This window comes from Paraburkholderia sp. SIMBA_027 (genome assembly GCF_046535315.1).
In the GTDB taxonomy this organism is placed as follows: domain Bacteria; phylum Pseudomonadota; class Gammaproteobacteria; order Burkholderiales; family Burkholderiaceae; genus Paraburkholderia; species Paraburkholderia tropica.
Map to the genome: position 1 here is coordinate 147,995 of NZ_JAWRWY010000009.1, position 14,161 is coordinate 162,155.

10 protein-coding genes and 1 pseudogene are annotated in these 14,161 nt (G+C 66.2%); 5 read left to right on the top strand and 6 right to left on the bottom strand.

All coding sequences use genetic code 11. The features are described 5' to 3' along the window. Window positions 1–2: 2 nt before the first annotated feature. The 3 genes from glcE to SB764_RS18525 all read right to left on the bottom strand — a co-directional run bounded on the left by glcE (window position 3) and on the right by SB764_RS18525 (window position 4,472). Window positions 3–1,091: a glycolate oxidase subunit GlcE gene (gene glcE, locus SB764_RS18515; protein WP_410864373.1), complete on the bottom strand. Its 1,089-nt coding sequence runs from the start codon at window positions 1,089–1,091 to the stop codon at window positions 3–5. Window positions 1,092–1,373: 282 nt separating this feature from the next. Next, the gene (locus SB764_RS18520; protein ID WP_065065089.1) at window positions 1,374–2,879 is read right to left on the bottom strand and encodes an FAD-linked oxidase C-terminal domain-containing protein; all 1,506 of its coding nucleotides are present in this window, start codon (window positions 2,877–2,879) and stop codon (window positions 1,374–1,376) included. 177 nt (window positions 2,880–3,056) lie between these two features. Beyond that, on the bottom strand, window positions 3,057–4,472 hold the full coding sequence (locus tag SB764_RS18525; RefSeq protein ID WP_321854910.1) for an FAD-binding oxidoreductase: 1,416 nt from the start codon (window positions 4,470–4,472) through the stop codon (window positions 3,057–3,059). Between the two features lie 277 nt (window positions 4,473–4,749). Here SB764_RS18525 and SB764_RS18530 point away from each other — a divergent pair, with 277 nt between their 5' ends. Together SB764_RS18530 and hmpA are read left to right on the top strand one after the other, a co-directional pair. Next, the gene (locus SB764_RS18530; RefSeq protein ID WP_074981574.1) at window positions 4,750–5,331 is read left to right on the top strand and encodes a cob(I)yrinic acid a,c-diamide adenosyltransferase; all 582 of its coding nucleotides are present in this window, start codon (window positions 4,750–4,752) and stop codon (window positions 5,329–5,331) included. 199 nt (window positions 5,332–5,530) lie between these two features. Then, window positions 5,531–6,733 carry an NO-inducible flavohemoprotein gene (gene hmpA / locus SB764_RS18535; protein WP_065065086.1) on the top strand — a complete coding sequence of 401 codons (1,203 nt, stop codon included), beginning with the start codon at window positions 5,531–5,533 and terminating at the stop codon, window positions 6,731–6,733. A gap of 97 nt (window positions 6,734–6,830) precedes the next feature. Here the strand turns inward: hmpA and SB764_RS18540 are convergent, their stop codons facing one another. Beyond that, window positions 6,831–7,763 (bottom strand): GlxA family transcriptional regulator, encoded by a 933-nt coding sequence (locus tag SB764_RS18540; protein ID WP_231957756.1) that lies wholly within the window; start codon window positions 7,761–7,763, stop codon window positions 6,831–6,833. A 407-nt stretch (window positions 7,764–8,170) separates the two neighbouring features. On the opposite strand from SB764_RS18540, the pseudogene galU reads away from it, so the two are divergent. Next, window positions 8,171–9,031 (top strand): annotated as a pseudogene (galU, locus tag SB764_RS18545) (UTP--glucose-1-phosphate uridylyltransferase GalU); the annotation flags it as partial. 276 nt (window positions 9,032–9,307) lie between these two features. Here galU and SB764_RS18550 read toward each other — a convergent pair. Then, window positions 9,308–9,760 carry a GDP-mannose mannosyl hydrolase gene (locus SB764_RS18550; protein WP_065065084.1) on the bottom strand — a complete coding sequence of 151 codons (453 nt, stop codon included), beginning with the start codon at window positions 9,758–9,760 and terminating at the stop codon, window positions 9,308–9,310. Between the two features lie 280 nt (window positions 9,761–10,040). Further along, window positions 10,041–11,924, bottom strand: a complete 1,884-nt coding sequence (locus SB764_RS18555) for a hypothetical protein (RefSeq protein ID WP_143064401.1) — start codon at window positions 11,922–11,924, stop codon at window positions 10,041–10,043. A gap of 223 nt (window positions 11,925–12,147) precedes the next feature. Here SB764_RS18555 and SB764_RS18560 point away from each other — a divergent pair, with 223 nt between their 5' ends. Further along, a complete protein-coding gene (locus tag SB764_RS18560) occupies window positions 12,148–12,453 on the top strand; it encodes a hypothetical protein (RefSeq protein WP_124261797.1) in 306 nt (101 codons plus the stop codon). Between the two features lie 458 nt (window positions 12,454–12,911). Further along, a complete protein-coding gene (locus SB764_RS18565) occupies window positions 12,912–13,907 on the top strand; it encodes a GlxA family transcriptional regulator (RefSeq protein ID WP_410864283.1) in 996 nt (331 codons plus the stop codon). Window positions 13,908–14,161: the final 254 nt, after the last annotated feature.

Below are 14,161 nucleotides of genomic sequence, written 5' to 3' on the forward strand. Positions count from 1 at the left end.
GGTCAGAAGTCGGAATACAGGCGGCCGCGATTGAAGATGCGGGCCGGGTCGAACGCGGCTTTCAGGCCGCGATGGATCTTCATCAGTGGCGCGGGCAGGGGCGTGAACACGCCCGCGCTGCGGTCGTACTCGTGCCCGGTGCGGAACATCGTGGCGTGGCCGCCCGCCTGCTTGGCGGTGATGCGCACCGTCTGCGCGTCGGTTTCGGTAATCCACCAGCGCTGCGCGCCGCCCCATTCCATCAACTGCGCGCCGGGCAATTGCAGCGGCTCGGCGATCGAGGGCAGTGCGAGACGCCAGAGCGCGGCATTGGGCGCGATGGAGGCGAAAAACGGGTCGGTTTGCTCGCGCAGGCCCGCCCAGAAGCGTTCGGCTTCCACGGCGTCCACCACCTCGCCGCCGAGCGCGGTGCGCGCGGACTTCACGGCGGCTTCGGCGCCCGCCAGACGCACGGCCAGCGTGCCGTTGCGCCAGGCGCTGGCCGTCATCGGCAGCGGGCGGCCGCCCCATTCGTTGAGCTTGCGCACGGCGTCGGTGCCGTTCATGTCGAAGCGCAGCGTGGTTTCGGCCTGCGGCACCGGCAGTACCTTGACCGAGAGTTCGAGCATGAGGCCGAGCGTGCCGAGCGACCCCGCCATGAGCCGCGCCACGTCGTAGCCCGCCACGTTCTTCACGACCTGGCCGCCGAAGTGCAGCACCTCGCCGTGGCCGTTCATGACCACGGCGCCCAGCACGAAGTCGCGCGCCGCGCCTGCCGCCGCACGCCGGGGCCCGGCGAGGCCCGCGGCAACGCAGCCGCCGAGCGTGGCCTGGGTGCCGAAGTGGGGCGGCTCGAACGCCAGCATCTGGCCGCGCGCCGCCAGTGTCTGCTCGATCTCCAGCAGCGGCGTGCCCGCGCGCGCCGTGACCAACAGTTCGGCGGGATCGTAGGCGACGATCCCGCGGTGCGCGCGCGTGTCGAGCACCTCGCCTTCGAGCGCCTGGCCATACCAGTCTTTCGTGCCGCCGCCGCGAATACGCAGCGGCTGGCCGTCGGCGGTCGCCGCGCGAATGCGCTCGGACCAGCTCGCGACGATGTCCTCTTCTTCCATGTCGTCCATGGCGCGTTTGTCGTTGTGGTGCGTTCGATTGTACTGACGCGCCCCGTGCTGACAACCCGGGGCAGGCCCGCATGGCGCGCGTTCGCAAGGGTGGTTGACCGAGGGCGCGACCCGGCGCGCATGACACCCCGCAAAGCGCATGCGCTGCGCATGCCGAGCGGGCCGATTCGGCGTGCGCAGCCGCGTGCCTCCTCGCATCGTCCCGTGTGGCTGCCGCCGCGCAGGCTCGATGAAGCCGCCGCAGCGCGGCGCGCGCCCGCGTCGGCGCGTGGCTCAGAAACGCGGCAGATCGGGATGCGGCAGCAGATTGCCGCGCACGTGCATGCGGCCGTATTCGGCGCAGCGCGCGCGCGTGGGGATGCCTTTATCGGGATTGAGCAGGCCCGCCGGGTCGAACGCGTGCTTTACGGCATGGAACGCATCACGCTCCTGGGGCGAGAACTGCACACACATCGAATTGATCTTTTCGATCCCCACGCCGTGCTCGCCCGTGACCGTGCCGCCCAGTTCGACGCAGGTTTCGAGGATATCGGCGCCAAAGGCCTCGGCGCGGTGCCATTCGTCGAGATCGTTGCCGTTGAAGAGAATCAGCGGGTGCATGTTGCCGTCGCCCGCGTGGAACACGTTGATGCAGCGCAGCCGGTACTGCGCCTCCATTTCGTGGATGCGCGCGAGCAGCGGCCCAATCGCGCGGCGCGGCACCGTGCCGTCCATGCAGTAATAGTCGGGCGAGATGCGCCCGGCGGCGGGGAAGGCGTTTTTGCGGCCCGACCAGAAGCGCAGGCGTTCTTCCTCGGTGCGCGAGATCTGGATACGCGTCGCGCCATGTTCGCGCAACACGACGGTCGTGCGCGCGATTTCGTCGGCGACTTCCTCGGGCGTGCCGTCGGCCTCGCACAGCAGGATCGCGGCTGCGTCGAGGTCGTAGCCCGCCTTCACGAATTCCTCCACGGCGCGCGTGGCGGGTTTGTCCATCATTTCGAGACCGGCGGGAATGATGCCGGACGCGATGATGCCGGCCACGGCGTCGCCGCCTTTCACCACGTCGTCGAAGCTCGCCATGATGACCTGCGCGGTCTGCGGACGCGGGATCAGCTTGACCGTCACTTCGGTCACGATGGCGAACATGCCTTCGCTGCCGATCATGACTGCGAGCAGATCGAGCCCCGGCGCGTCGAGCGCGAGCGAGCCGAACTCCACGATCTCGCCGTCCATCGTGACCGCGCGCACGCGCAGCACGTTATGCACGGTGAGGCCGTACTTGAGGCAGTGCACGCCGCCCGAGTTTTCGGAAACATTGCCGCCGATCGTGCAGGCGATCTGCGACGACGGATCGGGCGCGTAATAGAGACCGTAAGGCGCGGCCGCCTCGGAAACGGCCAGATTGCGCACGCCCGGCTGTACGGTGGCCGTGCGTGCGTAAGGATCGACTTCGAGAATGCGCTTGAAGCGCGCGAGCGAAAGCACGATGCCGTGGCGGATCGGCATGGCGCCGCCGGACAGGCCCGTGCCCGCGCCGCGCGGCACGATCGGCACGTCGAGGCGTCGGCAGATCTGCACGATGCGCTGGACCTGCGACTCGGTTTCCGGCAATGCCACCGCGAGCGGCAGGCGCCGGTAGGCCGCGAGGCCGTCGCACTCGTAGGCCACGGTGTCTTCTTCCCGGTGCAGCAGGCAATGCGCGGGCAGCACCGCCATCAGTGCCTGAACCACCTCGCGCTGCCGCTGCGCGAGGGCTTCGGGCGAGAGTTCGGGCATCTTCGCCTCGGGTGCGTTCATGTCTCCTCCTGCTCGTGGGGTTCGCCGCGTGCGGCGGCGGTAGCTGCCGATGCTACTGCGCTGGCCGCAGCCGTGTCAGTCGTCTCTGTCGTGTCAGCCGCTGCAGACTTGGCGGGCGCGCGTCTCGCGGCGCGCCTCGCATTGCGACGCTTGCAACGCGTGCACCAACCAGCCAGCTTACGCCGCCCAGCTGAAAATCTTGCCGGGATTCATCAGATTATGCGGATCGAGCGCATGCTTGATGGCGCGCATGGTGTCGACGGTATCGGCGCCGTGCTCTTCCACGAGGAAGTCCATCTTGTGCAGCCCCACGCCGTGCTCGCCCGTGCAGGTGCCGTCCATGCGGATCGCGCGCTGCACGATGCGATGGTTCAGGCGTTCGGCCTCGTCGATTTCGTCGGGCTTGTCGGGGTCGATCAGGATCGCCACGTGGAAGTTGCCGTCGCCCACGTGGCCCACGATCGGGCAGGGCAGCGCCGAGGCCTTCAGGTCGACTTCGGTTTCCGCCACGCATTCGGCGAGGCGCGAGATTGGCACGCAGACGTCGGTGGTCACGGCGCGGCAGCCGGGTTTGAGTTGCAGCATCGCGAAGTAGGCGCTGTGACGCGCGTTCCACAAGCGGCTGCGGTCTTCGGGGCGCGTGGCCCATTCGAACCCTTCGCCGCCGTTTTGCGCCGCCAGTTCCTGCACGGTTTGCGCCTGTTCGGCCACGCCCGCTTCGGTGCCGTGAAACTCGAAGAACAACGTGTGCTTCTCGCGCAGGCCGAGGTTCGAATGCTTGTTGATTGCGCGCACCGCGAGCGCGTCGATGAATTCCACGCGTGCGATCGGCACGCCCATCTGAATCGTTTCGATCACGGCGCGCACGGCTTCGGCCATCGAGGGAAACGCGCATACCGCCGCCGACACCGCTTCCGGCTGCGGATACAGGCGCACGGTGATTTCGGTGATCACGCCCAGCGTACCTTCGGAGCCCACGAACAGGCGCGTGAGGTCGTAGCCCGCCGACGACTTGCGCGCGCGCGTGCCGGTCTTGATCACTCGGCCGTCCGCGAGGACGGCGGTCAGGCCCAGTACGTTCTCGCGCATCGTGCCGTAGCGCACGGCGTTGGTGCCCGAGGCCCGCGTCGCCGACATGCCGCCGATGCTCGCATCCGCGCCCGGGTCGATCGGGAAGAACAGGCCGGTGTCGCGCAGCGCTTCATTGAGCTGCTTGCGCGAGATGCCGGGCTCGACGGTGACGGTGAGGTCTTCGGCGTTGATCGAGAGCACGCGGTTCATTTGCGAGAGGTCGATCGATACGCCGCCTTGCACGGCCAGCAGATGGCCTTCGAGCGAGGAGCCGTTGCCGTACGGAATGATCGGCACCTGGTGGCGCGCGCACAGCTTGACGATGGTTTGCACGTCTTCGGTGCTCTGCGCGAACACCACGGCGTCGGGCAGTTGCGGGTCGAAACGCGACTCGTCGCGGCCATGATGGGCGCGCACGGCTTCGGCGGTCGAGACGCGCTCGCCGAAAGCGCTGCGCAAGGCGTCGAGGAGTTCGGCGGGGAACGGGCGGCGTGCGAGAGCCGGCGGCGCGGGATGATTCACGCGGGTGTCTCCTTCGTTGGCGTGGCCGATCGCGCAGACCGGCCTCTATGCGTGTGGGTCGTGCTAACTGGTGCGTTTCATTTTACGCTGAACGTTCGCGTACGCGTTTGCGCCTCGGTCGGCGCGCGCGGGCGCATGCTGCGCTGCACGACGGGCAGCGGCGGGTCGCACAGCCCTATCTATAATGAGCCGCGCACATGCTGCCGCAATCCGGTCGATGCACGACGGGTTCGCGCATCGACGGCATCTACGGAATCTACGTTTTGGGAGAAACACGATGGGCAATCGCCTGAGCAAGATCGCCACGCGCACCGGCGACGACGGCACGACGGGACTCGGCGACGGCAGCCGCGTCAGCAAGGACGACGCGCGTATTGCGGCGATCGGCGACGTCGACGAACTCAATTCGCAGATTGGCGTGCTGCTGTGCGAGCCGCTGCCCGACGACGTGCGCGCCGCGCTCGTCGCGATCCAGCACGACCTGTTCGATCTGGGCGGCGAACTCTGCATGCCCGGCCACACGATGGTGACCGACACGCATCTGGCTCGCCTCGACGACTGGCTCGCGGCCTGGAACGCCACGCTGCCGCCGCTCAAGGAATTCATTCTGCCAGGCGGCTCGCGTCCCGCCGCGCTCGCGCACGTGTGCCGCACGGCCTGCCGCCGCGCGGAACGGGCAATCGTGGCGCTCGGCGAGTCGGGCGCGGCGATCGAGGCGGCGCCGCGTCGCTACGTGAACCGGCTTTCGGATCTGATGTTCGTGCTTTCACGCGTGCTCAACCGCGCGGCGGGAGGCGACGATGTGTACTGGCGTCACGACCGCGGCGCAGCACGCGGCGCCGAATTCTCGAACGAATAGGCTGAGTCGGCGAGCAAGCGCGGACGTCCTGAACAGCGGCACACGATCGCCGCGCACTGCATCAGTCCACGTTATGGTCGCACCCTTAATTTCGTGGATGCGTCGGATTATCTGTCGCAGGGTGCGACAAAATGCCTGGGTTAGCGCGTCCTCGTTAAAGATGTATTGTACGTACATCTTTAACGAGGAGAAGCCGCACATGACTGCGCTCACCGCCGACCAGATTGCCCGAGTCAAGGCCACCGCGCCCGTTTTCGCCGAGCACGGCACGACGATCACGAAGCACTTCTACCAGCGCATGTTCAACGCGCATCCGGAACTGAAGAACATCTTCAACCAGACGCACCAGAAGAGCGGCAGCCAGCCCGAAACGCTCGCGCGCGCCGTCTATGCGTACGCGGCCAATATCGACAATCTGGGCGCGCTCGGCGGCGCGGTCACGCACATCGCGCACAAGCACGCGAGCCTGAACATCCGTCCTGAGCACTATCCGATCGTCGGTCGCCATTTGCTGGGGGCGGTCGTCGACGTGCTCGGCGAGGCGGTCGATCAGCCGACGCTCGACGCCTGGGCCGTGGCCTACGAGCAGCTTGCGAACATCATGATCGGCGCCGAGGCGAAGCTCTATGAAGCCGCGTCGTGGAGCGGTTTCCGTCCGTTCAAGGTGATGCGCAAGCAGGTCGAGAGCGACGAAATCACCTCGTTCTATCTGGCGCCGGCCGACGGCGCGAGCGCGGGCGGCTTCGAACCGGGCCAGTACGTGAGCGTGACGCGCTACGTCGACCAGCTGGGCGTCGATCAGCCGCGCCAGTACAGCCTCTCCGATGCGCCGCACGGCCGCTGGCTGCGCATTTCGGTCAAGCGCGAGGATGGCCGCGCCGACACGCAACCGGGCCACGTCTCGAACATCCTGCACGCCGATGTCGAAGAGGGCACGATCGTGCACGTGAGTGCGCCGATGGGCGAATTCACGCTCGACCGCAAGAAGAGCACGCCGGTCGTGCTGATGAGCGGCGGCGTCGGCATCACGCCAATGACGTCGATGCTCGCCACGCTGCTGGCGGAACGCAGCGAGCGCAAGATCGCGTTCGTGCACGCCTGCCGCAACGGCCGCGTGCACGCGTTCAAGGACTGGCTGCGCCGCAGCGCCGCCGAGCATCCGAACCTCAAGCGCGTGGTGTTCTACGAAGCGGTCGGCGCTGACGATCGCGCGGGCGTCGACTACGACTTCGAGGGCCGATTGGACATCGGCCGCGTCGAAGCCGACGTGATGTTGCCGGATGCCGACTACTACCTCTGCGGCCCGGTCGCGTTCATGCGCGCACAGCGCGAAGCGCTCGTGGCGCGCGGTGTCGATCCGGCGCGCATCCACACCGAGATCTTCGGTTCGGGCATGCTGTAACCAGGTTCACGCGAAGGCGCTTTCAGGGCGCCATGGCGACACAAAAAACGCCGCGCGGTCTGCACGACCTCGCGGCGTTTTGCATGGCGTTTGTCGCTCACTCGTTCGACGCGCGCCGGTTCACCGCGCGATAGCCCGAGGGCGATATCGACAGGCGGCGTCGAAAGATCCGCGCAAGCCGCTCGCCGCGCGGCACGCCGCAGCGTTGCGCGATTTCGTCGATCGGCAGATTGGTCTGCGCGAGCAGCAGACAACTCGCGTCGAGCCGCGCGCGCAGCAGATATTCGGACGGCGTGAGCCCGGTCTGCGTCTTGAAGTGGCGCAGGAAGTTGCGCATGCTCATTTGCGCGACGCGCGCGGCGTCGGCGACCGAAATGGGCTGATGGTAGTTCTCGCGCAGCCAGTGCGCGGCCGAGCTGATCTTGCCGTTCGGGCTGTCCGATTCGCCATCGTCGAGCATCGGGCCGAGACGTTCCCACGCGCCCGGCATCGTATCGTCCGAAACGCGCTGCGCGAGCGCCACGCCGTGATTGCGCTTGAGCACCTTGAGCGCGGCGATCAGCGCCTCGGGCGGCGTGACCACCGAGGCGCACGCGTGATGCGCTTCGAGCGCGCGCCGCAGCCGTTGCGCCGACGCCGCCGCGATCAGGCCGCTGCGCAGAAACGAGACATCGGCGGCCGCGAGCACGGTGCGTCCTTCGCCGAGCGCGCGAATGATGCGCACCTTTGGCGCGAGCGCCTGCAACCGCGCAAGCAGCCGCTCGTTTTCGCGCGCCTCCTCGGCGCCGGGACCGCCCGCGATGAAGAGCGTATCGAAGCCGTTGCGCAGCGGGCCGTGCACGCTATCGGTCCAGATTCGCAGACCGCATCCGCTCGCGACGCTGCCGCCGTCCTCCGAGAGCACGGCGAGCGAATAGACCGGCAGCGGCCCGACGCCCGCATCGTTCGCGATACGAAATACGTCGGCGAGCAGGCTCACGTCGCCGAGCGGAAAGCCCTCGAAAACCAGGATGCCGATACGTTTGGCCATGGTCGCCAGCTTAAGGTGGGGGCGCGTCCGTAAGGCGGCTTGCCGGCAGATCACCCGATCGATGTGCATGGCCGGTTCCTCGCGCAAGGATGGATTCGCAGGAGTACGTTGCATTGTTCGGGGCGCTCGCGCGCCACGTTTGACTGGGGTTCATGATAGGCGCGGTGTCGCGTGCGCCGCTCGCCGCAGTCGGAAAACGCCGAGAGATTGGCAGAATGGCTCGATATGCGCTGGTTAAGCTGGCCTCGCATCCTTCGTGACCGGGCGCGGCGCGAGCCGCTGCAATATCGATACCCGGCAAGCGTCGCGCGGCGATCGCGCGAGGCTCACGACGAAGCGGCAAACCCCACGGCAACTCCCGCGCCCGGCGTTTGCGGCGGCGCGATCCACCGAACGGCGAGGCGAACATGATCAAGCTGCGCAAGGCGGTATTTCCGGTTGCCGGTCTCGGCACGCGATTTCTCCCGGCCACCAAGGCGAGTCCCAAGGAAATGCTGCCGGTGGTCGACAAGCCGCTGATCCAGTACGCCGTCGAGGAAGCGGTGGCCGCCGGCATCACCGAACTGATTTTCGTGACCGGTCGCGGCAAGCGCGCGATCGAGGATCACTTCGACAAGTCCTATGAGATCGAGCGCGAGCTGGAAGCGCGCGGCAAGGCGGAGCTGCTCGCGACCGTGCGCAGCATCAAGCCGTCGCACGTCGAGTGCATTTTCGTGCGCCAGCCGGAGCCGCTCGGGCTCGGCCACGCGGTGCTGTGCGCGCAGAAGATCATCGGCGACGAACCGTTCGCCGTGCTGCTCGCCGACGATCTGATCGACGCACAGCCGCCCGTGCTCACGCAGATGGCGCGGCGCTTCGATCACTATCACTGCTCGCTCGTCGCGGTCGAGGAGATCGCGCGCGCGGATGCGGGCGCGTACGGCGTCGTCAAAGGGCGCGCGTGGGACGAGCACGTGTTCCGCATGTGCGGCATCGTCGAAAAGCCCGCTCCCGACGAGGCGCCTTCGACGCTCGGCGTGGTCGGCCGCTATGTGCTGATGCCGGGCATCTTCGATCATCTGCGCCGCTTGCGTCCCGCGCCGGGCGAGGAAGTGGAGTTGAGCGACGCGATCCAATCGATGCTCGCCGACGAGCAGGTGCTCGCGCATCGCTTCACGGGGCGGCGCTTCGATTGCGGCAGCAAGCTCGGCTACTTGCAGGCGACCGTCGAGTACGCGCTGCGTCACGCCGAAGTGGGCGAGGCATTCGGCGCGTGGCTGCAGGCGCGCGAGCGCAGCGACGGCAACGAGGGTGACACGGCGCAGGCCGCGCGCGAGCCGCGCAAGCCGCACACGCCGCACACGCCGCACGATGGGCCGGATCTGCATCTCGTGCGCGATGTACCCGACGCCGACGCAGCCGACGACTTCGCCACGCCGCTCACGGCGACCTGAAGACGCGATCGCGCAAACGCATTCACGCAAACGCCATCCCACGAACGCGCGCCTGGCGCTCGCGCGCGTTCGCCTTCACCGGCAACATCGCCACATCGCCACAACAATCGCTCAGGAAAAATAAGCCTTCGTATTCGGATGCACGTCGTCGCGCACGAGCAGTTCTTCGGGCGCGAGCCACGCGTACTGACTGTGCTGATCGAAGCGCCCGACCGGCACCGTGCTGTCGAGCGTGAACGCGTAGGCGAGCACGACATAGTGCGTGCCGATGCCGTTCTCCGCCGCGAAATTATCCGGATACAGGTGTTCGTACACGCCGCCGAAGCGCGCCGCCGCGCGTTGCATGCCCGCGATGCCGAGCTCCGTTTCGACGATGCGCGTGAACGCCGCGTCGAGCCGTTCCTCCTTGCGGATGCGTCCGCCCGGCACGAACCATGTGCCGCGCGCGGGACGATTGCGCCGCTGGCCGACCAGCACGCGGCCTTGCGCGTCCACGACGATCAGGTCGATCGCGACGAGCGGCGCGAGACGCACCACGTCGAGAAATTCGGTTGGCGACAGCATGAGCGAGCGGTCCAGTGGGAGTGGAGAGGGCACAACCCGACGCGCGCTCGCCTCGTATGCGTGGCGGACGACTGGACGAAACCGGCGAAGCAGGCCGCAGCGCGTTCAACAGCAGTCTAGGCGTGTCAATTTCGTGGCGCACTGTCGTTTGCCGCCGAAGTTTCGCTATCGCGGGCCAAGTTGCGCATTCGCGCTTGCCTTGCCGGTTCGATCGGCGTCACGATCCCAGCTATTGGAATGGCGCGAAATGAAGGCGGAGGCCGCGCGGCCTCCGCAAGCGCTACCGCGTGACGTAACCCGCCGGCGTGATCGCGTTCGCTTTTGCGATGGCCGCGTTGCCCGACACCACGTAGACCGGCGATTCGGTCAGGCTCAGCGGCAGCATGCCGTCCTTGTAGCTCATCGTGCTCGCGTTGCCCATCATGTCGAACACGCTCACGTTGCCCGCGCTGCCGCGCGCGTCCACCTGCAACGTCCAGTTGGTCGCGCGCTTCGCGTCGAAGCCGGCGCTCGCGCTCCAGCGCGCGTCGTCGTGGCTCCAGAGCGCCGTGATCACCTTGCCGTCGGGCCGCGCGAACGCGTAGGCATAGACGCCCGGCGGCGTGTTGCGCAGCGGGCCGAGCGTGATCGTGCCGTCGACCAGACGCGTCATCGCCGCAACCGCGAGCGCGGCGGGCTTCGGACTGATGTTGCCCGCGCCGTACGCGCCTTGCGCGTGATCGAGTTCGAAGAACACGCCATAGCCCGCCGACGTTTGCGGCATGTCCTGCGAATAGAACACGTAGGTCACGTCCGCGCCTTCGCCGAGCATGATCAGATGCGTGCGCGCGACCACCGCGCCTTGCGCGTAGAGCGTTTGCGCATCCGGATAGTGCGGGCCGTAGGTCTTGCCGATGTCGTAGCTGATGCCGGTTTCGGTGACGAACAACGGCGCGCCGGGCTTGAGCAGATCGCGCATGGTCGCGCGCAGATCGCGCATCGCGGTGGGCAGCGCGGGCCCTTTTCCGACGCCTGTATCGATCACGCGTTCGGGCGGATGCGAGGGACTCGTGCCGAAATCGTAATAGCCGTGGATCGTCATGCCGTCGAGATAGCGCGCAATACCCAGTTGTGCGAAGTGTTTGAGCCACTTCGCGTTGTCGCCGACGCCCGAGTACGTGAGCCCCATCACGACGCCGTTCGGGTCCGTCGCGTGAATGCCCTGATACACCGACGCATAGGTCGCGACGAAATTCGCATCGGTGTCGCGCCAGGGCAGGCCGCCATCGGGGTCGGGCTCCCACGTCACCTGATAGTAATTGCGCGACTGGCGCGGAAAGGTCTTCGCGCGCACGCGCGCCGACTCGGTGCCCACGCGCGTCATGAAATCGCGCAGCGCGGCCTGCGAGGCGGGCGCGTAGCTGTGCGTGAATGTGTCGGTGATCTGCGCGGCCTTGTCGGGCGGCGCGGCCCATTTCGGAATGCCGTCGAGCAGGATCAGCCGCATGATGTCGCCGCGCTCGAACCAGCTTGCGAGTTGCGGCTTCGAAGGATCGAAGGTGTTCGGCCCGTTCGGCTCCATCGTGTACCACTTGCGCTCGTCGTTGGCCCACGAGAGGCCGAGATCGGTATAGAGCGGACGATAGCCGTCGCCGCCACAGCAATGCTGGCCGGGCGCGATGAACGCGGTGCCCTGGCCGCCGAAGCGATGCAGGTCCTGCCGCGCGTAACGCGGCGCGGGCAGCACGGCGTTCACGTCGGGCAACACGCCGAAGCTCGTGATGCCGGCCGGCCGCGTGCCGCGTTGAGGCAAGCTGCCGGTGGGGTCCGAAGCCATCGACGCGAGCGTCGCCGAAAATGCGAAATAACCCGCTTGCGGCAGCGTGCAGGTGAGCGTCGTCACGCGCGTGCCGCCGGTCACGGCGAAACTGCCGCTGGCCTGCGTGCGGCTCCATGTATCGTCGATCCGCCATTGCACCTTGTCGTCGCCTTTCGCGCGCGTCACCACGTCGATGCGCACGCTCTTGCCGCGCGCAAAGAGACGCGTGCCGTCGCTGCCCGGGGTATCGGCCGTGATCGGTTCGTCGCCCGCGGGCGCGGCGGCGTTGCCCGGCGCGCTGCGGCACGAGGCGGCTTCGTCGGCGCGGCAGCTTGCTGAAGCCAGCACGCCGAACACCAGTGTCATGGCGAAGAATGCGAACTTGAAGCGCGCGAGCTTGAAGCACGCCAATGTGCAGCATGCGTCGCGTTGCGCATTGCTATCGTGCTGATGTTTCGAACGCTCTCGTTGTGCCGACGCATGCGCGATGCGCCGCGAGAGGGTTGTTCGGAAGCTGCTCGTCAGCCGCGCGTCAGGGACCGATGAGCTCGATACGTCTGTCGATGGCGCTGCAACTACGTCTCGTGCGATGAATGCAGTCGTGTGCGTCGCAACAGCCGCTACGCGTATCGATCGCCTGTCGCCCGATTTGTGTGTCGGCCACGCATCACTCGAACACGCGAATGCGGACATCGTAAGAAAGCGCATGGCATTCATCGGCGGATTCCTCGCCCGGTTTCGCGGGTTAAAAAAGCATCAAAAGGCAAGCCTAAAGGCTGCCGATGAGCGTGCGCCGCCAGGCTCCAGTCATTTCGCGCAATTCTGTGCGTTGCCCAACATAATTCACACCAATATGGCAATGCGTATCGATAAAACAACTGTAATGGTTATCTGATATTGTGCGCTGCAACCTGATTTAAAAACGTCTAATATCCTCTCAGTGCGCAGAGAAATGGCGTTTTCAGCCTGGTTTCACGTCTTTAAATCAGACGAATCAGCGCACTGTCTTTGAGTTCCCGCCTCATTCCATCCTGCGCCTGGCGTAAAGATCGGAAAACTTCGCAGTATTCGTCGTATCAATGGTGCGTTTGTCGAAGCTTTAATCTGAGCCATTCCGCGGACCACCGGCTTTCGTTCATCACATTGAGCGATTTCCCGCCGGGGCGGATTGTTTCCGATAAAAGCCGTAATGTGCATGCTTCAAATCGGTCCGCGACCGGACTAAATGCGCCAATGTCTCGCCACTTTCGGTCAGTCGTCGTTGCGCGATTTTTTATCTGCCTATGATGCACTGCACACGGAATGCTATTACCAGGACTTTTCACTAGGACGGGGGCTGTTTAGGGGAAAAGCATGGCATACGCAAGTCTGGATTTGCCGTCGTTTGCTCATCCGCATTTCGTTACCGCGGGTGTGAGTCGTGAAGTGCGTCATATCGCAATACTGCTTTTCGATGGCTGTTCGTTGCTTGGTGCCGGTATCGTGGCGGAAGTGTTTCATGTCGCCAATGAATTGTCGTCCGATACCGCCAGGCGCTCGCCTTACGATGTCAGCATTCTTTCCGCAGATGGCGGCAACGTCACCTGCTCGTCGTCGGTACGCGTCTGGACGGATGGTCTCGATGCGCGCCACTACGTCGGCTTCGACGCGCTGTTCGTTGCGGGCGGGAAGGGCGCGTTCGCCGCGGCCAACGATGAACGCCTGATTGCGTGGCTGCGTCACGTGCATGCGAACACCGCCACCATCCGGCCGATCGGTGAAGGGCGTTCGTTGCTCGAAGCCGCGAATCTGTGTGGTCAGCGCACGCAGCGCGAGTTCGGCTCTTACGCGATGCAGAACACGCGTGAGGACGCAGGCGGCGACGCCGGCGACCGGCTCGAGTCGATGAAGAGTGCGCTGACGCTCGTCAAACGCGATCTCGGCGTGGATGTCGCGCGCGCCGTGACGGAGCGCCTGATCCCCGATTCGGGCGGCAACCTCTTGCCGTTTCTCGGCGATGCGCTCGGCAGCGCGCCCGCCGACAAGGTGAGGGCGGCCGCGCGCTGGTTGCAGGAAAACTGCCAGCGGACCATTTCGATCGCCGACGCCGCGCAGGTTGCGGCGATGAGCGAGCGTAATTTTCTGCGCCGTTTCAAGCTGGAGATGGGCATCACGCCATCGGACTATCTATTGCATGCGCGGCTGGCGATCACCTGCAGTCTGCTCACCGATTCGGAGTTGCCGGTCGACAAGATCGCGCGCCGTACCGGCATGGGCAACGGCGACCGTCTCGCGAAAATCTTCCGCAAACGCATGATGATTTCACCTTCCGAATATCGCGAGCAGAGCCGCCGGGAAGCCGGCGGATGAACCTCGCGGCCGCTCGACGGCATGCCGCGCGAGGTTGCGCGGTATGGCGCGGCGGCGCATGAGCCGGCCGCCCGGCGGCCGAGCCACAAGCCAGAGGTCCGATAGCCGCCTGCCCGCACGCCGACGCGGCCGTCCATCGCCTATATCGTTTTGCCGCCGCTTGTTCGCGGTTTCGGGTCGCTTGTCGCGAGACACGGCGATCCCGCCCGATATGCAGGAGTCCGAACATGATGCAAAGATCAGGGATTCAGCAG